Raw genomic sequence first — 19,609 nt, forward strand, 5'->3', positions numbered from 1 at the left:
ATCTGGAAGGCCGCTAATAGCGGCCTTTTTTACAGCTATACACAAAAATTCAAATTCTCTGCTTGTGTTTATTTTTATGGTAATGATAATCACAATCGTTCTGGTTTTACTTTTCTTTACGTCTTTTGACCTGAGTTCACAGTTGGAGTGTCAGGAATGTTCGTTCCGTTTCTCATTATGTTACGCGAAGGGCTGGAAGCCGCGTTGATTGTCAGTTTGATAGCCAGCTATCTGAAGCGCACACAACGCGGTCAGTGGATTGGCGTCATGTGGATTGGGGTGGTTGCAGCCGCAGCGCTTTGCTTAGGCTTAGGCATCTTCATCAACGAAACGACCGGCGAATTCCCGCAAAAAGAACAAGAGATGTTTGAAGGCATTGTCGCCGTCATCGCCGTATTCATCCTGACCTGGATGGTGTTCTGGATGCGCAAAGTATCGCGCAACGTCAAAGGGCAGCTGGAGCAGAAGGTCGATGAAGCGCTGCATAGCAAAGGCAGCCACGGCTGGGCGTTGATTATGATGGTGTTCTTCGCCGTCGCCCGCGAAGGGCTGGAATCGGTGTTCTTTCTGCTGGCGGCATTCCAGCAGGACGTCGGCATTATGCCGCCACTTGGTGCGATGCTCGGTCTTGGCACCGCCATCGTGCTGGGCTTCTTGCTTTATTGGGGCGGCATACGCCTGAATCTTGCCGTGTTCTTCAAATGGACCAGCTTGTTTATTTTACTGGTCGCCGCCGGTCTTGCTGCGGGTGCGGTTCGTGCATTCCATGAAGCCGGGCTTTGGAACCATTTCCAGGATATCGCTTTCGACCTGAGTAATGTTCTTTCAACGCATTCCCTGACCGGCACGCTGCTTGAGGGCATTTTTGGTTATCAGGAAGCGCCGAGCGTCAGCGAAGTGGCGATGTACTTTATTTACCTGATTCCCGCGCTGGTACTGTTCTTCATTCCCCCACGTCTGGGTAGCCAGGCGACAAATAGCGTTCGTTAATAATATTGTGGCGAGAAATCGCCTCTTAGTTACAACATACTGATGTTTTAAAGGGATTGGCCATGACTACACATTTTCGTCGAAAAGCCCTGCATGCTGCGTTGTTTGCGCTTGCCTCTTCAGCCTTTGCGGTGCAAGCTGCCGATGTTCCTCAGGTAAAAGTCACCGTTACTGATAAACAGTGCGAACCGATGAACATTACGGTTAACGCCGGTAAAACCCAGTTCATTATTCAGAACAACAGCCAGAAAGCGCTGGAGTGGGAAATCCTCAAAGGGGTGATGGTAGTCGAAGAGCGTGAGAACATCGCGCCGGGCTTCTCTCAGAAAATGACGGCCAACCTGCAAGCCGGTGAGTACGACATGACTTGCGGCCTGCTCAGCAACCCGAAAGGCAAACTTATCGTTAAAGCTGCTGGCGACCAGGCCGCACCGAAAAACGACCTGATGGCGTTATCCGGCCCGATTACCGAATATAAAACCTACGTCACTGCCCAAGTGGCCGAACTGGTTAAAGGTACCAAAGCCTTTACTGACGCAGTGAAAGCCGGTGACATAGAAAAAGCTAAATCCTTGTATGCACCAACCCGTCAGTATTACGAACGTATCGAACCGATTGCCGAACTGTTCTCCGATCTGGACGGCAGCATCGATGCCCGTGAAGACGATTATGAGCAGAAAGCTAACGACCCGAAATTCACCGGTTTCCACCGTCTGGAAAAAGCACTGTTTGGTGATAACTCCACCAAAGGCATGGAAAAATATGCCGATCAGCTCAATAGCGACGTGCTGGATCTGCAAACCCGCATCTCTGAACTGGCCTTCCCACCAGGTAAAGTGGTTGGTGGTGCAGCGGGCCTGATTGAAGAAGTCGCTGCCAGCAAAATCAGTGGAGAAGAAGACCGTTACAGCCACACTGATCTGTGGGATTTCCAGGCTAACGTCGATGGTGCACAGAAAATCGTCAACTTGCTGCGTCCTTTACTAGTGAAAGATAACGCACCGTTGCTGGCGAAAGTGGATGCCAACTTCAAGAAAGTTGACGCCATCCTGGCGAAATATCGCACCAAAGACGGTTTTGAGACTTACGACAAGTTGACCGACGCTGACCGTAATGCACTGAAAGGGCCGGTCACGGCGCTGGCTGAAGATTTGTCACAACTGCGTGGCGTACTGGGTCTGGATTAAGTTTTATGGATGAAAATAGCAAACACGGCGGCCACCTTCCGGCGCGCCGTCGGTTACTGAAAGGTTTGGGCGCGCTTGGTGGCGCCCTTGCCGTTGCGGGTGGTTGCCCTGTGGCACATGCGGCAAAACCGGAAACTTCTCCCGGCACGCTGCCGCCTGACGCGCGCATGGAAAAACAACCGTTCTACGGAGTGCATCAGGCAGGCGTGCTGACGCCACAGCAAGCGGCGATGATGCTGGTGGCTTTTGATGTGCTGGCAAGTGATAAAGCTGAGCTTGAACGTTTGTTCAAATTGCTGTCTGCGCGTTTCGATTTCCTGACCACTGGCGGCCCGGCACCGGACACCCCGAATCCGCGGATGCCACCCATGGACTCCGGGATCCTCGGTGCCGAAATTTACCCTGACAACCTGACTTTCACGTTGTCGGCGGGGACGTCACTGTTTGATGAACGCTTTGGCCTGAAAGGGCTGAAGCCAACAAAACTGCAAAAAATGGAACGCTTTGCTAACGACTCGCTGGACGCCAGCTTGTGTCATGGTGATTTGCTTATCCAGATTTGCGCGAATACCGCAGATACGGTTATCCACGCATTGCGCGACATCATCAAGCACACGCCAGATTTGCTCAGCGTGCGCTGGAAGCGTGAAGGGTTTATCTCCAGTCACGCCGCGCGTAGCCGCGGTAAAGAAACGCCGATCAACTTGCTGGGATTTAAAGATGGAACCGCCAATCCAGACAGCGGCAATAAACCGCTGATGGATGAAGTTGTTTGGGTGACGGGCAACCAGCAGGAACCAGCATGGGCGGTGGGCGGCAGCTATCAGGCGGTACGCATCATTCAGTTCCATGTTGAGTTCTGGGACAGAACGCCGCTTAAAGAGCAGCAAACTATTTTTGGTCGCGATAAACACAGTGGTGCACCGCTCGGTATGAAAAACGAGCATGACGAGCCTGACTATGCCGCCGACCCTGACGGTAACGTGATTGCGCTGGATGCACATATTCGTCTGGCAAATCCGCGCACCAAAGAAACCCAATCAAACCTGATGATGCGTCGCGGTTACAGTTATTCGTTGGGCGTTTCCAAATCAGGCCAGCTGGATATGGGATTGTTGTTTGTCTGCTTCCAGCACGACCTTGAGAAAGGTTTTCTGGCGGTGCAACAACGTCTGAATGGCGAGGCGCTGGAGGAGTATGTGAAGCCGATTGGCGGCGGTTACTTCTTTGTTTTGCCTGGCGTTAAGGATAGTCAGCATTATTTAGGGCAGGGGTTGTTGGAGGCATAGTTTGGTGATGTTGAAACCACCCTCATCCTAACCTTCTCCCTGAGGGAGAAGGGACTGTCTGGTGCTCTCCCTCTCTTGCTGTCTGTGATACACATCTTTGAAGGGCGGTCCCTGCCGATCCGGAGCAGGTTCCGTTCACCAGGCGAGAGTGTATTTATGTCGCCACGGAACCGGTGAACGTCTTAGGGTGGCCACCGTCGCCACCCTAAGAACCCGGACTCCCGGCAAATAAATCGCCGCAAGCGGTAAACCTCCATTTTGCCTCCGTGTCAGGGTCGGTTGCGATTCGTTCCCGACGATCGCGCCCTCCAGCCGTTCCCGACGGCTGGACCCTGCCACCTGGAGTCAAAATGGAGGCGATTTAAGCCGGACCCGAAAGTCAAAGTCAAAGTCAAAAGCCAGGGCGGTTTTGACCTTGTCCCCGGCTTCAATCGCGCCGTTTTTTACCCTTCAGTTGGGGTCACGTGGTCGGGAACCACGTGAGAGAGCGATCGTCTGGAACGAATCGCGAACGACCCCGAATGTTGGGTGAAAAACGGTGTTTACCGCTTTAGCGGCGATTGATTTGCCGGGCGCCTGGATTATCAAGGGGTTGGCGTTAACCCCTTGATACGTTCACCGTTTGCGGGAATTAAAGAGATAACTGAACACACGGGTGAACGGAAAATCAGCGAGGCTTACAGATCTCACCCTGACAAGATTGCCAGGGAGAGTTGTGTCTAAGAGACAGCTATCTTGCAAGAGGGCAATTCCTTCTCCTGCTAATGTTTCATTTGCTAACAATTCACACACCAGCTATTCATCCCCATTTCCTATGACTATGCGGCTGATATAAAAGTGTAATATTTCTGTGGCATAAATTGACTCAGCGCATGACGAAACGCTAATGTTTAATTAAAGTAAAATAAGTGTTGCATTTAAGATAAAATTTGATGTACTTAAAGCACGAGCGGTAGTTCCCGGCTGTGAATTTTAATCACAATGGAGACAGCGCATGGTAGGGTCCTGTACTGGACGATTAACGAGACATCTTACCCGCACCATCCAGCGCGGAGGCTTCTCCTCCGGCTTCGCTGTCTTCACCGCTAAAAACCCAAACTCCTTAACAACTCAAAGTGTCAACGATGCGCTAAGCGGCGTATTTCGTCTAACTGGTGCATCCTCTCAACCGGCAGTTCATGGCTTAAAAGGAAGCCAAACCTCATCCGTTAGTAAGCATAATCGCGTGACTGAAAGTGACGCGGGAAATGAAACCAACTGTAAGGTGCCATCCATGGGAAGACAGAAAGCAGTGATCAAAGCTCGTCGTGAAGCAAAACGTGTGCTGAGACGGGATTCGCGTAGCCACAAACAACGCGAAGAGGAATCGGTCACATCGCTTGTGCAGATGAGCGGCGTTGAATCTATCGGTATGGCCAGGGATTGCCGTGATAATTCACCAATAGCGGCGCGAAATGAGGCTCAACAGCACTATCTTAATGCCATCGAGAAAAAACAGCTGATATTCGCCACCGGCGAAGCGGGATGCGGCAAGACGTATATCAGTGCGGCAAAAGCCGCTGAGGCCCTGATACATAAGGATGTCGACAGGATTATTGTTACCCGCCCGGTCCTGCAAGCTGACGAAGATCTCGGCTTCTTACCCGGGGATATTTCGGAAAAATTCGCTCCTTATTTCCGCCCGGTGTATGACATCCTGGTGCGACGTTTAGGGTCGTCTTTCATGCAGTACTGTCTGCGTCCCGAAATCGGTAAAGTAGAAATCGCGCCGTTCGCCTATATGCGCGGACGTACCTTCGAAAATGCGGTGGTTATTCTGGATGAGGCGCAGAACGTCACCGCAGCGCAAATGAAGATGTTCTTAACGCGCCTTGGGGAAAACGTGACGGTGATCGTCAATGGCGATATCACGCAATGTGATTTACCACGTGGTGTTCAGTCCGGCCTGAGTGATGCGTTGGCACGTTTTGAAGAAGATGAAATGATCGGTGTCGTCCGATTTGGCAAACAAGATTGTGTGCGCTCAGCCCTTTGCCAGCGCACGTTGAATGCCTACGACTGATTTCTGGTGTGATAGATTCGTAAAGCCCAAACTCTGTTTGGGCTTTTTTCTTTGCGCGAATTATTTGCCCAAAATGTGAAGGGTATCAAAATGGATGGTCAAGGAGAGACAATTATAGGCTCCTCAAAATTATTCCCCGCCAGAATGTTGCCGTATACTCCTTACAACCAGACACAATCAGAACTTACCAATGATGATTTGCTTTTGCAGGTGTGGGGTGTGCTGATATCCGACATGCAGGCCATTGCAACGTGAGGAAACTATTATGACTAAAAAACGTATCTACCTATTTTGTTCTGCTGGAATGTCCACTTCATTACTGGTATCAAAAATGAAGGCGCAGGCAGAGAAGTACGAAGTACCCGTTGTTATTGAAGCCTGGCCTGAAACTCTGGCGGCGGAAAAAGGCAAGGATGCAGATTTGGTATTACTTGGACCACAAATCGCTTATATGCTTCCAGAAATTCAAAAAGTATTACCTGGTAAAACTGTCGAAGTTATTGATTCGGCAATGTACGGCAAAATTGATGGATTAGGCGTGCTGAAAGCAGCCGTCGCATCAATCAAGAAAGCAGCAGCTAATAGTTAATTTTTTACCTTTTGTTTTATTTTTCCGTCAAAGAACGACCTTACACAACCTGGCCGCAAGAAACTTGCGGCAATAAAGGAAATTCCAAATGAGTAAAGTCATTGATTCACTTGAAAAGATATTGCTTCCTTTCGCAGTGAAAATTGGGAAGCAACCGCACGTCAACGCAATTAAAAATGGTTTCATCAAATTAATGCCATTGACCCTTGCCGGGGCCATGTTTGTATTAATCAATAACGTCTTTCTGAGTTTTGGTGCCGGTTCCTTTTTCTATTCCTTAGGTATTCGTTTAGACCCCTCGACCATTGAAACCCTTAATGGGTTAAAAGCCATTGGCGGCAACGTATATAACGGTACGTTAGGTATTATGTCGCTAATGGCTCCTTTTTTCATTGGTATGGCACTTGCTGAAGAACGTAAAGTTGATCCACTTGCAGCCGGTTTATTATCCGTAGCGGCATTTATGACTGTGACTCCATATAGCGTAGGCGAAGCTTATGCGGTAGGGGCTAACTGGTTAGGTGGTCAGAATATTATTTCCGGTATTGTTATTGGCCTGGTCGTCGCGGAGCTATTTACTTTTGTTATCCGCAGCAATTGGGTTATTACTTTGCCTGATAGCGTACCGACTTCGGTATCGAGGTCATTCTCAGCATTAATTCCAGGTTTCCTGATCCTGTCTATTTTCGGGATTATTTCCTGGCTGCTGGCGAATCACGGTAGCAACTTCCACCAGATCATTATGGATTCCATCTCTACGCCGCTGGCGTCGATGGGTGCGGTAGTGGGCTGGGCGTACGTTATCTTCAACTCCCTGCTGTGGTTCTTCGGTGTGCATGGTTCACTGGCGCTGACCGCGCTGGACAACGGAATTATGACTCCGTGGGCGCTGGAAAACATCGCTCTCTACAACCAGTACGGTTCTGTACAGGCTGCGATTGATGCTGGCAAACAGTTCCACTTCTGGGCCAAACCAATGCTCGACTCCTACATCCTGTTGGGTGGTTCTGGTGCGACACTGGGTCTGATTATCGCCATCTTCATGGTTTCGCGCCGTGCAGATCACCGTCAGGTAGCGAAACTGGCACTGCCATCAGGCATCTTCCAGATTAACGAACCTATTCTGTTCGGTCTGCCAATCATCATGAACCCGGTTATGTTTATCCCGTTTGTCCTGGTTCAGCCGATTCTGGCAGCAATTACACTTGCGGCTTACTCACTGGGAATCATTCCACCGGTCACTAACCTGGCTCCGTGGACCATGCCTACCGGTTTGGGTGCCTTCTTCAACAGTAACGGTAGTATCGCAGCACTGTTAGTGGCTCTGTTTAACCTGGGTGTCGCGACATGTGTCTACATGCCATTCGTTATCCTGTCGAACAAAGCGCAGGCGGTGATTGAAGAAGAAGAAAGCGAAGAAGATATTGCTAACGCACTGAAATTCTAATCTTAAATTCTGAATAGTTTTGGTTGGGGATGGCCCCTGCGTCCCCAACCACTTTAAAAGTACCGGGAGAGATTTTGATGTTTAACTTAGATAACGCAGTAGATAACGAAGTCGATACTAACGATCTTGAAGAAGTGGTGATGGGCTTAATCATCAATTCCGGTCAGGCGCGAAGCCTGGCGTATGCAGCACTGAAAATCGCTAAAACGGGCGATTTCGAAAAAGCCTGGGAGTTGATGGGGCAGTCTCGTGAAGCACTGAACGAAGCCCACCTGGTGCAAACCAAACTGATTGAAGGTGACCAGGGCGAAGGCAAAACCAAAGTGAGTCTTGTACTGGTTCATGCGCAGGACCACCTGATGACCTCGATGCTGGCACGTGAGTTGGTGACAGAACTTATTGAGCTTCACGAAAAAATAAAATAAGTTGGAGTCCCTTATGCAGCCACCGGTAATCAGTATGGAAATCAACACGGCACGTGAGAGCCAACTTTTTGATGGTCAACATTTCCACATGTTCATCCACAACAAAGTTGAAAGTGTCTCCGGGCTGCACCAGCATGATTACTACGAATTTACGGTAGTGCTGACAGGGCGTTATTACCAGGAAATCAACGGTAAACGCGTGCTGCTGGAAAGAGGAAGTTTTGTTTTTATTCCACTCGGTTCTTACCATCAAAGCTTTTATGATTTTGGTGCGACGCGAATCCTGAATGTCGGTATCAGCAAAGCTTTTTTTGAACAGCACTATTTACCGTTATTTCCAGCTTATTTTATTGCCTCACAGGTTTATCAGATTAAGAATGAATTTCTGACTTATATCGAATCTGTTACGGCATCATTAAACTTCCGACAAGGTGAGTTTAATGAGTTTCTGGAAATGGTGACGTTTTATATTGTTAATCGTCTGCGCCATCACAAAGAATCAGAGTCAGGGGGGGATATTCCTGTCTGGTTGAAAAACACTGTCGAGCAGATGCACGGTAAGTCAATGTTTGGTGATAAAGCATTAGTTAATATGGTGGAGTTGGCCGGTAAGTCGCAAGAATATCTAACCCGTGCCACGCAACGCCATTACGGCAAAACGCCGATGCAGATCATCAATGAGATAAGAATTAATTTTGCCAAGAAGCAACTGGAGATTACCAACTATTCCGTCACCGATATTGCTTTCGAGTCAGGTTATAGTAGTGCCAGTATGTTTATCAAAAACTTTAAAAAGTTAACGTCGTTTACACCTCAGCATTATCGGAAGCAGTTATACAGCATTAAGTGATTATATTAATAACCTGTGAATGTATTAGTGAGGGTTGATAACTATATCCAATATGACAATCGTCGGATATAACCCTCAATAATACATCTATATCGCTGTCTTAATTTACAGTGCAATAAACTTGTACCGGAGTCCTCATGAGTAAAAAATTGAAAGTCGTTACAATCGGTGGTGGTAGCAGCTATACCCCTGAATTACTCGAAGGTTTTATTAAACGTTACGAAGAATTGCCGATTACTGAATTATGGCTGGTCGATGTTGAAGCTGGTAAAGAGAAACAAGATATTATCTTTGATCTTTGCTTGCGTATGATTGAACGCGCTGCTGTGCCGATTGCGCTGTATAAAACGCTCGACCGCCGTGAAGCGCTAGTAGACGCCGACTTTGTCACTACCCAATTGCGTGTTGGCCAATTGAAAGCCCGTGAACTGGATGAGCGCATCCCGCTAAGTTATGGCTATTTGGGCCAGGAAACTAACGGTGCCGGTGGTCTGTTTAAAGGCCTGCGTACTATTCCGGTAATTTTCGACATCATTAATGATGTGAAAGAAATTTGTCCGGATGCCTGGGTGATTAACTTCACCAACCCAGCCGGTATGGTGACTGAAGCGGTTTATCGCCACACAGATTTCAAGAAATTCATTGGCGTGTGTAACATTCCGGTGGGCATGAAGATGTTCATTAAAGATGTGTTAAAACTCGCGCCAACCGATGAATTGAATATCGACTTGTTCGGCCTGAACCACATGGTGTTCATCAAAGATGTCATCGTTAATGGCACTTCTCGCTTTGATGAACTACTTGATGGTGTGGCGTCAGGTACGCTTACCGCAGGTTCGGTGAAAAATATCTTTGATCTGCCATTCAGTGAAGGTCTGATTCGTTCTCTGCGTCTGCTTCCGTGTTCTTATTTGCTCTACTACTTCAAGCAAAAAGAGATGCTGGCTATCGAAATGGGCGAGTTTTACAAAGGCGGCGCGCGCGCTACTGTTGTCCAGAAAGTTGAGAAACAACTGTTCGAACTGTACAAAGATCCGGCTCTGAATGTGAAGCCAAAAGAGCTGGAATTGCGCGGTGGGGCTTACTACTCTGACGCCGCTTGCGAAGTGATTAGCGACATTTACAACGACAAGCAAAGTGAGCATTACGTTAACGTGCCGCATCACGGCCATGTTGATAATATTCCGGCTGACTGGGCGGTAGAAATGACCTGTACTATCGGTCGCGATGGCGCAACACCCACTCCACGCATCACGCATTTTGATGAGAAAGTGCTGGGTCTGATTTACACCATCAAAGGCTTTGAAGTCGCAGCAAGCGAAGCGGCAATTAGCGGTAACTTTAACGACGTGCTGCTGGCACTGAATTTAAGCCCGCTTATCCACTCAGATAAAGACGCAGAGAAAATTGCCCGCGACCTGTTGCTTGCGCACGAAGCAAATCTGCCAAACTTTGCGCAGGCAATTGCTGCACTTAAATAACCGGAGGCCTTCCCTGAATGGGGAAGGCAGCTTACCGAGGCGACAATGGATAAGTTATTAATTGTTAACGCGGACGATTTTGGGCTGTGTAAAGCGCAAAATTACGGAATTATCGATGCTTTCACCAATGGCGTGGTGACGTCGACCACCGCGATGGTTAACGGCCAGGGGATTGAACACGCCGTTGCGCTAAGCGCAAAACATCCTGGTCTGGCGATTGGTATGCACTTTGTGCTGACTTTAGGCCGTCCGCTGTCTGCCATGCCGGGGCTGGTGGATGAGAAGGGTGAATTGGGCAAATGGATTTGGCAACGCGCTGAGGAAGGCACGTTGCCGCTGGCGGAAATTGAACATGAACTGGCTTGCCAGTTTGCGAAATTCGTCGAGTTATTTGGCCGCGAACCTGCGCATATCGATAGCCATCATCATGTGCATATGATTCCGCAAATCTACCCAATTGTTGAAGCATTCGCGAAGGCGAAAGGCATTCCGCTGCGCTTTGACTATGATGCCGCTAAAGCCGATGGGCTGGAGCCGCTGGGTGTAAAAACCACTCAGGGCTTTGACAGTGGTTTTTATGGTGACTCGATATCCGAAATGCTATTTCTCGACACCCTCGATCGGGCTATGGCGCGCGGTGAGCTGTCGCTTGAAGTGATGTGCCACCCTTCATTTATCGATAACACTATTCTGGCCAGCAAATATTGCTACCCACGTCTGGCTGAACTGGATGTATTAACTTCTGCTTCACTTAAATATGCGATAGCGGAACGCGGCTATCGGTTAGGGTCGTTCAAGGATTTGTAAGACTTTCTGTTGTTGGATGACGCTACGCTTATCTACCCTACAAAACGTAGGTTGGATAAGCGTAGCGTCATCCAACAGTTATCACCTTTTTATCACCCATTCAGGCAGATTTTCTCAGCATCACCAACAGGTTGTCGGCGATTTCTGGGGCTTGTTCATTGAGATTAAGATTCTCCGGTCGCATCAGCCAGTTTTTGACAATACCACTGAGATAACCGTGAATAATGGTAATCATGAGTTCTATATTGGTATTAACAGGAATTAACCCTTTTGATATACAATTGCGCAATAACTTTTTCATTCTTTCCCGATTAAACCAAATACGCTCCCTTATTTCCCGTTCGGAATACATCTCCCCATTAAATTCGCACGAATGGTAAAGAATTTGTAGTAACTCACGCTGGCGATGATCGGTTGAAATGAATTTTAATGTTTCAATGATGATTTCACGGAATAATTGTAAATCGTTGTCATGAGTTTGTGTTTTGAGTTTACGTCTTATTTCCAGTGCAAAACTGGATTGAAGATTCCAGATTTCATTAAACAGTGACACTTTGCTGTCAAAGTGCCAGTAAATCGCGCCACGCGTCATGCCAGCCGCATCAGCAATGTCTGCCAGTGTTGTTGTCGAAACGCCTTTTTTAGCAAATAGTGTGATCGCGACATCAATTAAATGTTGACGTGTTTTTAACGCTTCTGATTTTGTTTTTCTTGCCATGATAAATTAACTCTTTGTGGATATTAGTTACAAGAATTAACATGTTTAACGATTTGTTTTTCTATTAGTAGAGATTCAGGTAAAAAGCGAAATTATTGTGTGCTTTAATTTTTTCGAAGTCCAGTCCAGGAATATAAGTTTATACATACACGCATGAATCATTAATCTTAATAGCCTCTGTTAAGCTTCCGGTCACTATATCCGTCACAGAATTAGACCTTTAACAGAGAACTCTTCACATGGCGAAGTTTTTTATCGAGCGCCCCATATTTGCCTGGGTGTTGGCGATCATTTTGATGCTGGCTGGCGTGCTGTCCATCATTAATTTGCCAGTGGCGCAGTACCCGACAATCGCCCCTCCAGCTGTTGCCATTAATGCAACCTATCCGGGGGCGGACGCCAGTACCGTTCAGGATACAGTGACCCAGGTTATCGAACAGAACATGAACGGCCTGGATAACCTGATGTACATGTCCTCAACCAGCGATGCCTCGGGTAGCGTGACGGTGAGCCTGACCTTTAAGTCAGGTACCGATCCGGATATCGCTCAGGTACAGGTACAAAATAAACTTCAGCTCGCCATGCCTTTGTTGCCACAGGAAGTCCAGCAACAGGGGATCAGTGTTAAAAAATCCTCCAGCAGTTTCCTGATGGTGGCTGGGTTTATCTCACAAGATGGCAGCATGAGTCAGGACGATATTGCCGACTATATTTCTTCTAATATCAAAGACCCGATCAGCCGTACCGCAGGGGTTGGCGATGTGCAGCTTTTTGGTGCGCAGTATGCGATGCGGATCTGGCTCGATCCTAATCAGTTGAATAAATACCAGTTAACCACGCTAGATGTGATTAACCAGATTAGAACTCAGAATGCACAGGTTGCTGCCGGGCAACTTGGCGGAACGCCCGCCATTGCAGACCAACAACTCAATGCTTCTATTATTGCCCAAACCCGTCTGCGCGATCCGGAACAGTTTGGCCACATTTTACTTAAAGTGCAGCCGAATGGTGCCAGGGTTGAACTGCACGATGTCGGGCGGATTGAACTAGGCGGCGAAAACTATAACGTGATCGCCCGCTACAATGGCAAACCTGCCGCCGGTCTGGGGATTAAATTAGCCACTGGCGCTAACGCGCTGGATACCGCCAAAGCGGTGCAGACGCAAATGGCTAAACTTCAAAGTTACTTCCCACACGGTTTGAACGTTGTCTATACCTACGACACCACGCCATTCGTCAAAATCTCCATTCGCGAAGTGTTCAAAACTCTGCTCGAAGCTATCTTGCTGGTGTTCCTGGTAATGTATCTGTTTTTACAGAACTTCCGCGCCACGCTTATCCCGACTATTGCCGTGCCGGTGGTGTTGCTGGGGACCTTTTCCATTCTGGCCGCGTTTGGTTATTCGATAAACACACTGACGATGTTCGGCATGGTGCTGGCGATAGGCTTGTTGGTGGATGATGCCATTGTGGTGGTAGAAAACGTCGAACGCGTGATGGTGGAAGAGGGGCTTTCACCGAAAGAAGCGACACAAAAATCAATGGGGCAAATACAGGGCGCGCTGGTGGGGATTGCCATGGTGCTGTCGGCAGTATTTATCCCAATGGCCTTTTTCGGCGGCTCTACAGGTGTTATCTATCGCCAGTTCTCAATAACAATTGTCTCGGCGATGGCGCTTTCGGTTTTAGTCGCGTTAATTCTGACACCGGCCCTGTGTGCCACCTTGCTCAAACCGGTTGCTAAAGGCAGTCATGGTAAAACCACTGGGTTCTTCGGCTGGTTTAACGCTCGCTTTGAACAAAGCACCAATCATTATACCGACAGCGTAAAGCTGATCTTGCGCCGCACCGGGCGCTACATGCTGCTTTATGTCCTGATTGTAGTCGGAATGGCGGTATTGTTCATGCGCTTACCTACGTCATTTTTACCCGAAGAAGACCAGGGGGTGTTCCTGACTATGGTGACGTTGCCTGCCGGGGCAACACAAGCCAGAACCGAAAAAATCATGGATCAGATAACCCAATACTATCTGACCAAAGAATCCGCAAACGTTGATTCGGTATTTACCGTTAACGGCTTTAGTTTCAGCGGTAAAGGTCAGAACAATGGTCTGGCTTTTGTGCGCCTGAAAGACTGGGATAAACGCCCTGGCAAAGAGAATGAAGTGGGGGCGATTGTCGGGCGTGCCACTCGTGAATTTAGCAAAATCCACGATGGCATGGTTTTCGCCTTCAACCTACCTGCGATTACCGAGCTGGGAACCGCCACCGGTTTTGACTTTGAGTTAATCGACCAGGCGAGCCTTGGGCATAAAGCGCTGACCGAGGCGCGAAACCAGTTGCTGGCATCTATCGCAAAACGTCCGGATATGCTGGTTCGTATTCGCCCGAACGGGCTGGAAGATACCCCGCAATTTAAGCTGGAAGTCGATCAGGAGAAAGCCCAGTCGCTGGGCGTGAGCATTTCCGATATTAACCAGACGATCGCTACCGGCCTCGGCAGTACCTACGTTAATGACTTTATTGATAGCGGGCGAGTGAAGAAAGTTTACCTGCAAGGGCGTGCGGAGAACCGCATGTTACCGCAGGACATTAACAGTTGGTTCGTGCGTGGGAGCAGTGGGCAAATGGTGCCATTCTCTTCATTTGCCAGCGCGCACTGGATTTATGGTTCTCCACGCCTCGAACGTTACAACGGTCTGCCTTCTATGGAAATTCTCGGTGAAGCCACACCGGGTAAAAGTACTGGTGAAGCGATGCTGCTAATGGAAGATCTTGCGGCGAAACTCCCCACTGGAATCGGTTTTGACTGGACGGGAATGTCTTATCAAGAACGTCTATCTGGCAACCAGGCTCCGGCGTTGTACGCCATCTCATTATTAGTCGTCTTCTTGTGCCTCGCTGCACTCTATGAAAGCTGGTCGATCCCCTTCTCAGTCATGCTGGTTGTACCGCTTGGTGTGGTCGGTGCACTGCTGGCCGCCGCGCTGCGTGGTTTGAACAATGACGTCTACTTCCAGGTTGGGTTACTGACCACTATCGGGCTGTCGGCGAAGAACGCGATTCTTATCGTCGAGTTTGCCAAAGACCTGATGGACAAAGAAGGCAAAGGGTTAATTGAAGCCACGCTCGATGCGGTACGCATGCGCCTGCGCCCCATTCTGATGACTTCGCTGGCCTTTATGCTGGGCGTGATGCCGCTGGTTATCAGCGATGGCGCGGGAAGTGGTGCGCAAAATGCCGTGGGCACTGGCGTGATGGGCGGCATGGTTTCTGCCACGCTGCTGGCGATCTTTTTTGTCCCGGTATTTTTCGTCGTGATAAGTCGCCGTTTTGGTAAGGCGAAATAACAGGATTTCATTGTCAGGGGCGCTTTTCTTTGCCCCCGGACTGCAAGTTTTTACTTCAAGAATCATGCTTTAAGGAATCGTAATGAAGAAATATGGCAAGTTCATCATCCTGCCTTCGGTACTTCTGGTCGCAGCGGGAATTCTGGCGGGTTGTAATGATAAAGGCGACGAAAAGGCTGCATTGCCTGCGCCGCAGGTCAATGTCTATATCGCTAAAGCGGCTCCGTTGGCGGTGACGACTGAACTTCCTGGGCGTACTGACGCGTTCCGCGTGGCGGAAGTTCGTCCGCAAGTCAGTGGCATCATCCTGAAGCGCAATTTTGTCGAAGGCAGCGATATTGTTGCGGGAAACTCTCTCTACCAGATTGATCCTGCTCCTTACCAGGCTGCATGGAACAGTGCGCAAGGGGCGCTCGCTAAAGCAAAAGCCGCTGCGAATATTGCGCATCTGACGGTGAAACGTTATGTGCCATTGCTTGGCACCAATTACATCAGCAAACAGGAATACGATCAGGCAGTCGCAACCGCTCAGCAAGCTGATGCAGAAGTGAAAGCGGCGCAAGCGGATGTAGAAAATGCGCGGATTAATCTCGCCTATACCAAAGTTTCTTCTCCTATCGACGGGCGCATTGGTAAGTCGAATGTCACCGAAGGGGCGCTGGTCACTAATGGTCAGGCTTCTTCATTGGCAACGGTTCAACAGCTTGACCCGATTTATGTCGATGTCACGCAATCCAGCAATGACTTTATGCAGTTAAAGCAGTCGGTTGAGCAGGGTAGCCTGCAGAAAGCTAATGGAAAAACTGCGGTGCAACTGCTGATGGAAGATGGCCAGCTTTACCCGATAAACGGCGAGCTGGAGTTTTCTGATGTGACGGTCGATCAAACCACCGGTTCCATTACTTTACGTGCCGTATTCCCGAATCCGCAGCACCAGTTACTGCCGGGTATGTATGTGCGCGCAAAAATTGACGAAGGCATTAAGCCGGACGCGATTTTAGTGCCGCAACAAGGTGTGACGCGTAATCCTCGCGGTGACGCCACCGTGATGGTGGTTGATCAGAATAACAAAGCAGAAGTCCGCGAAGTGACCGCACCTCAGGCGATTGGAGATCAATGGCTGGTGACAAAAGGCATTAAGCCTGGTGAGAAAATCATCGTTAGTGGGCTTCAACGCGTTCGTCCCGGTGTTGCTGTACAGGTGGTACAGGATAGCGCTGCTACCCAAACACGCTAAGGTTCTGGAAAATGGCTAATTTTTTTATTGAACGACCAATATTTGCCTGGGTGCTGGCGATCATTTTGATGATTGCTGGCGCGCTTGCGATATTACAACTCCCGGTCGCGCAGTATCCGACGATTGCACCTCCGGCGGTTGCGGTAACGGCAACCTATCCGGGTGCGGATGCGCAAACGGTGCAGGACACTGTGACGCAGGTTATCGAACAGAATATGAACGGTATCGATAACCTGATGTACATGTCTTCTACCAGTGACTCCGCTGGTGGCGTGACGATCACCTTGACCTTTAAATCAGGCACCAGCCCGGATATTGCCCAGGTTCAGGTGCAAAATAAACTGCAACTGGCGATGCCGTTATTACCGCAAGAAGTGCAGCAGCAGGGCATTAGCGTTGAAAAGTCCTCCAGCAGCTTTTTGCTGGTGGCGGGCTTTATCTCTGACAACCCAAGCCTGACCCAGGATGACATTTCCGATTATGTGGCGTCGAATCTCAAAGATGCTATCAGCCGGACCAACGGGGTTGGCGATGTGCAGTTGTTTGGTGCGCAGTATGCGATGCGTATCTGGCTGGATACGGGGGCGTTGAACAAATACCAGCTCAACCCGGGCGATGTGGTGAATCAGTTAAAACTGCAGAACGACCAGGTTGCTGCGGGGCAACTCGGTGGCACGCCTGCAGTGAAAAACCAGCAGCTTAACGCCTCGATTATTGCCCAGACGCGTCTGCGTGACCCGGAACAGTTCGGCAAAGTGACGCTGAAAGTGAATCCGGATGGCTCGGTGGTGCATTTAAGTGATGTCGCCCGTATTGAGCTAGGGGGGGAAAACTACAACACAGTGGCGAAAATTAATGGGCAGGCCGCTGCTGGCTTGGGTATTAAACTGGCGACAGGTGCAAATGCGCTGGATACCGCTGAAGGGATCAAAGCGAAATTGGTCTCGCTACAACCTTTTTTCCCGCAAGGGATGAAAGTGGTTTACCCGTACGACACTACACCGTTTGTGAAAATCTCCATTCATGAAGTGGTGAAAACGTTGTTCGAAGCCATCATCCTGGTATTCCTGGTGATGTATTTGTTCCTGCAAAACTTCCGTGCGACCTTAATCCCAACGATTGCAGTACCGGTGGTGTTACTGGGGACATTTGCAGTTTTATCCGCGTTTGGCTACTCGATAAACACGCTCACCATGTTTGGTATGGTGCTGGCGATCGGCTTATTGGTAGATGATGCGATTGTGGTGGTGGAAAACGTCGAACGCGTGATGGTTGAAGAGCATCTCTCGCCAAAAGAAGCCACTAAGAAATCGATGAGCCAGATTCAAGGGGCGCTGGTCGGGATCGCGATGGTATTGTCGGCGGTCTTTATTCCGATGGCTTTCTTTGGCGGTTCGACCGGCGCTATTTATCGCCAGTTCTCGATTACCATCGTTTCAGCCATGGCGCTGTCGGTACTGGTGGCACTGATCCTTACTCCGGCATTGTGTGCCACATTGCTAAAACCGGTTACTGCCGAAACGCATCACAAAACGGGCTTTTTTGGCTGGTTTAACGAAAAGTTTAATCACAGCACCAATCACTACACCAACAGTGTCAGTAACATTTTGCGTAATACTGGGCGCTATCTGCTGCTGTATCTGATTATTGTTGCCGGTATGGCGTTTCTGTTTCTGCGCTTGCCGACTTCATTCTTGCCCGAGGAGGATCAGGGCGTGTTTATGACGATGGTGCAATTACCTGCGGGGGCAACCCAGGAAAGAACGCAGAAAGTGCTCGATCAGATTACTGACTATTATCTTGGTACCGAAAAAGCCAATGTTGAATCGGTATTTACCGTAAACGGTTTTAGCTTCAGTGGGCAGGGGCAAAACTCCGGGATTGCATTTATTAGCCTGAAAGCGTGGGATGAAAGATCCGGCAAGGAGAATGCGGTTGGCGCCATCGTTGAACGTGCAACCAAAGCGTTCGGCAAAATTCGTGATGGCATGATATTCCCGTTTAACTTACCCGCCATCATGGAACTGGGTACCGCCACAGGTTTTGACTTTGAACTGATTGACCAGGCAAACCTTGGGCACCAGCAACTGACTGAATCGCGTAACCAACTGATGGGCATGGTGGCAAAACATCCTGATATCCTCACTCGTGTTCGTGCGAATGGGCTGGAAGATACTCCACAGTACAAACTGGAAATCGACCAGGAAAAAGCACAGTCACTCGGTGTAAGCATTACGGATATCAACCAGACCATTGCTAGTGCATTGGGCGGCACTTACGTGAACGATTTTATCGATCATGGCCGTGTGAAGAAGGTTTATGTGCAGGCTGATGCCCGTTTCCGCATGCTGCCAAAGGACATCAACAACCTTTATGTTCGCGGTAGCAGCGGGCAAATGGTACCGCTTTCAGCATTCTCTTCATCTCACTGGATGTACGGTTCACCACGTCTGGAGCGTTATAACGGTTTGCCATCAATGGAAATATTAGGCGAGGCTGCTCCGGGTAAAAGTACCGGTGACGCGATGATACTGATGGAACAACTGGCATCTCAATTACCGTCCGGTATCGGCTATGACTGGACCGGAATGTCGTATCAGGAAAGGCTTTCTGGAAACCAGGCACCTGCACTCTACGCTATCTCTTTGGTGGTGGTGTTCTTGTGCCTCGCAGCACTTTATGAAAGCTGGTCGATACCGTTCTCGGTGATGCTGGTGGTGCCACTTGGCGTTTTTGGGGCACTGTTAGCGGCGGCAATGCGCGGCATGAATAATGACGTCTATTTCCAGGTCGGGTTGCTGACGACGATTGGGCTATCAGCGAAGAACGCGATACTGATCGTTGAATTCGCCAAAGACTTGATGGAAAAAGAGGGTAAAGGGTTAATGGAAGCCACGCTGGATGCAGTGCGAATGCGTTTACGCCCAATCCTGATGACATCATTAGCGTTTATTTTAGGGGTGATGCCTTTGGTTCTTAGCCGTGGTGCCGGCAGTGGTGCGCAGAACGCGGTTGGGACCGGCGTGATGGGAGGAATGCTATCCGCAACCCTGTTGGCTATCTTCTTCGTACCGGTGTTCTTTGTGGTGATACGAGAGCGATTTAGCAAAGGTAACACTGACTAACATGTAAAAGCCCGAACTTAGGTTCGGGTTTTTTTATCCGACAAAACCACAA

15 protein-coding genes are annotated in these 19,609 nt (G+C 49.1%); 14 read left to right on the forward strand and 1 reads right to left on the reverse strand.

All coding sequences use genetic code 11. From position 1 onward, the window contains the following. Positions 1 to 156: 156 nt before the first annotated feature. The 11 genes from efeU (at position 157) to chbG (ending at position 11,127) form a co-directional block, all read left to right on the forward strand. Positions 157 to 990 (forward strand): iron uptake transporter permease EfeU, encoded by an 834-nt coding sequence (gene efeU / locus EC843_RS15660; protein WP_064548041.1) that lies wholly within the window; start codon positions 157 to 159, stop codon positions 988 to 990. Between the two features lie 62 nt (positions 991 to 1,052). After that, positions 1,053 to 2,177 carry an iron uptake system protein EfeO gene (gene efeO, locus EC843_RS15665; RefSeq protein WP_064548039.1) on the forward strand — a complete coding sequence of 375 codons (1,125 nt, stop codon included), beginning with the start codon at positions 1,053 to 1,055 and terminating at the stop codon, positions 2,175 to 2,177. Between the two features lie 5 nt (positions 2,178 to 2,182). Continuing rightward, the gene (gene efeB, locus EC843_RS15670; protein ID WP_121813920.1) at positions 2,183 to 3,466 is read left to right on the forward strand and encodes an iron uptake transporter deferrochelatase/peroxidase subunit; all 1,284 of its coding nucleotides are present in this window, start codon (positions 2,183 to 2,185) and stop codon (positions 3,464 to 3,466) included. Positions 3,467 to 4,739: 1,273 nt separating this feature from the next. Further along, the gene (gene phoH, locus EC843_RS15675; RefSeq protein ID WP_202914377.1) at positions 4,740 to 5,528 is read left to right on the forward strand and encodes a phosphate starvation-inducible protein PhoH; all 789 of its coding nucleotides are present in this window, start codon (positions 4,740 to 4,742) and stop codon (positions 5,526 to 5,528) included. A gap of 90 nt (positions 5,529 to 5,618) precedes the next feature. Then, entirely contained in the window at positions 5,619 to 5,783 is a 165-nt protein-coding gene (locus tag EC843_RS24575) for a hypothetical protein (protein ID WP_166642062.1), read from the forward strand. A 10-nt stretch (positions 5,784 to 5,793) separates the two neighbouring features. Further along, complete coding sequence (locus tag EC843_RS15680) at positions 5,794 to 6,117, forward strand: PTS sugar transporter subunit IIB (protein WP_064548032.1); 324 nt, start codon at positions 5,794 to 5,796, stop codon at positions 6,115 to 6,117. Between the two features lie 88 nt (positions 6,118 to 6,205). Continuing rightward, a complete protein-coding gene (gene chbC, locus EC843_RS15685; protein WP_133522548.1) occupies positions 6,206 to 7,564 on the forward strand; it encodes a PTS N,N'-diacetylchitobiose transporter subunit IIC in 1,359 nt (452 codons plus the stop codon). Positions 7,565 to 7,641: 77 nt separating this feature from the next. Further along, complete coding sequence (gene chbA, locus EC843_RS15690) at positions 7,642 to 7,989, forward strand: PTS N,N'-diacetylchitobiose transporter subunit IIA (RefSeq protein ID WP_064548027.1); 348 nt, start codon at positions 7,642 to 7,644, stop codon at positions 7,987 to 7,989. 13 nt (positions 7,990 to 8,002) lie between these two features. Then, positions 8,003 to 8,839 (forward strand): transcriptional regulator ChbR, encoded by an 837-nt coding sequence (gene chbR / locus EC843_RS15695; RefSeq protein ID WP_064548025.1) that lies wholly within the window; start codon positions 8,003 to 8,005, stop codon positions 8,837 to 8,839. Between the two features lie 137 nt (positions 8,840 to 8,976). After that, a complete protein-coding gene (locus EC843_RS15700) occupies positions 8,977 to 10,320 on the forward strand; it encodes a 6-phospho-beta-glucosidase (protein ID WP_121813917.1) in 1,344 nt (447 codons plus the stop codon). A 45-nt stretch (positions 10,321 to 10,365) separates the two neighbouring features. Continuing rightward, positions 10,366 to 11,127, forward strand: a complete 762-nt coding sequence (gene chbG / locus EC843_RS15705) for a chitin disaccharide deacetylase (protein ID WP_064548023.1) — start codon at positions 10,366 to 10,368, stop codon at positions 11,125 to 11,127. Between the two features lie 100 nt (positions 11,128 to 11,227). On the opposite strand, the gene EC843_RS15710 is transcribed toward chbG, so the two are convergent. Then, positions 11,228 to 11,845 carry a TetR family transcriptional regulator gene (locus EC843_RS15710; protein WP_064548021.1) on the reverse strand — a complete coding sequence of 206 codons (618 nt, stop codon included), beginning with the start codon at positions 11,843 to 11,845 and terminating at the stop codon, positions 11,228 to 11,230. Between the two features lie 239 nt (positions 11,846 to 12,084). Between EC843_RS15710 and EC843_RS15715 the strand changes: the two genes are divergently transcribed. The 3 genes from EC843_RS15715 to EC843_RS15725 all read left to right on the forward strand — a co-directional run bounded on the left by EC843_RS15715 (position 12,085) and on the right by EC843_RS15725 (position 19,557). Continuing rightward, complete coding sequence (locus tag EC843_RS15715; protein WP_064548019.1) at positions 12,085 to 15,195, forward strand: efflux RND transporter permease subunit; 3,111 nt, start codon at positions 12,085 to 12,087, stop codon at positions 15,193 to 15,195. Positions 15,196 to 15,277: 82 nt separating this feature from the next. Continuing rightward, complete coding sequence (locus EC843_RS15720) at positions 15,278 to 16,432, forward strand: efflux RND transporter periplasmic adaptor subunit (protein WP_064548018.1); 1,155 nt, start codon at positions 15,278 to 15,280, stop codon at positions 16,430 to 16,432. 11 nt (positions 16,433 to 16,443) lie between these two features. Then, positions 16,444 to 19,557, forward strand: a complete 3,114-nt coding sequence (locus EC843_RS15725) for an efflux RND transporter permease subunit (RefSeq protein ID WP_133522549.1) — start codon at positions 16,444 to 16,446, stop codon at positions 19,555 to 19,557. The last annotated feature ends 52 nt before the right edge of the window (positions 19,558 to 19,609 follow it).

This window comes from Buttiauxella sp. JUb87, from assembly GCF_004361975.1.
GTDB lineage: Bacteria > Pseudomonadota > Gammaproteobacteria > Enterobacterales > Enterobacteriaceae > Buttiauxella > Buttiauxella ferragutiae.

Excerpts from the sequence above, each read along its gene's own strand:
- EC843_RS15725 (WP_133522549.1), top strand. The coding sequence starts at position 16,444 with ATGGCTAATTTTTTTATTGAACGACCAATATTTGCCTGGGTGCTGGCG.
- efeO (WP_064548039.1), top strand. The coding sequence starts at position 1,053 with ATGACTACACATTTTCGTCGAAAAGCCCTGCATGCTGCGTTGTTTGCG.
- chbG (WP_064548023.1), top strand. The coding sequence starts at position 10,366 with ATGGATAAGTTATTAATTGTTAACGCGGACGATTTTGGGCTGTGTAAA.
- efeU (WP_064548041.1), top strand. The coding sequence starts at position 157 with ATGTTCGTTCCGTTTCTCATTATGTTACGCGAAGGGCTGGAAGCCGCG.
- EC843_RS24575 (WP_166642062.1), top strand. The coding sequence starts at position 5,619 with ATGGATGGTCAAGGAGAGACAATTATAGGCTCCTCAAAATTATTCCCC.
- chbA (WP_064548027.1), top strand. The coding sequence starts at position 7,642 with ATGTTTAACTTAGATAACGCAGTAGATAACGAAGTCGATACTAACGAT.
- EC843_RS15700 (WP_121813917.1), top strand. The coding sequence starts at position 8,977 with ATGAGTAAAAAATTGAAAGTCGTTACAATCGGTGGTGGTAGCAGCTAT.
- EC843_RS15710 (WP_064548021.1), bottom strand. The coding sequence starts at position 11,845 with ATGGCAAGAAAAACAAAATCAGAAGCGTTAAAAACACGTCAACATTTA.
- efeB (WP_121813920.1), top strand. The coding sequence starts at position 2,183 with ATGGATGAAAATAGCAAACACGGCGGCCACCTTCCGGCGCGCCGTCGG.
- chbR (WP_064548025.1), top strand. The coding sequence starts at position 8,003 with ATGCAGCCACCGGTAATCAGTATGGAAATCAACACGGCACGTGAGAGC.
- chbC (WP_133522548.1), top strand. The coding sequence starts at position 6,206 with ATGAGTAAAGTCATTGATTCACTTGAAAAGATATTGCTTCCTTTCGCA.
- phoH (WP_202914377.1), top strand. The coding sequence starts at position 4,740 with ATGGGAAGACAGAAAGCAGTGATCAAAGCTCGTCGTGAAGCAAAACGT.
- EC843_RS15680 (WP_064548032.1), top strand. The coding sequence starts at position 5,794 with ATGACTAAAAAACGTATCTACCTATTTTGTTCTGCTGGAATGTCCACT.
- EC843_RS15720 (WP_064548018.1), top strand. The coding sequence starts at position 15,278 with ATGAAGAAATATGGCAAGTTCATCATCCTGCCTTCGGTACTTCTGGTC.
- EC843_RS15715 (WP_064548019.1), top strand. The coding sequence starts at position 12,085 with ATGGCGAAGTTTTTTATCGAGCGCCCCATATTTGCCTGGGTGTTGGCG.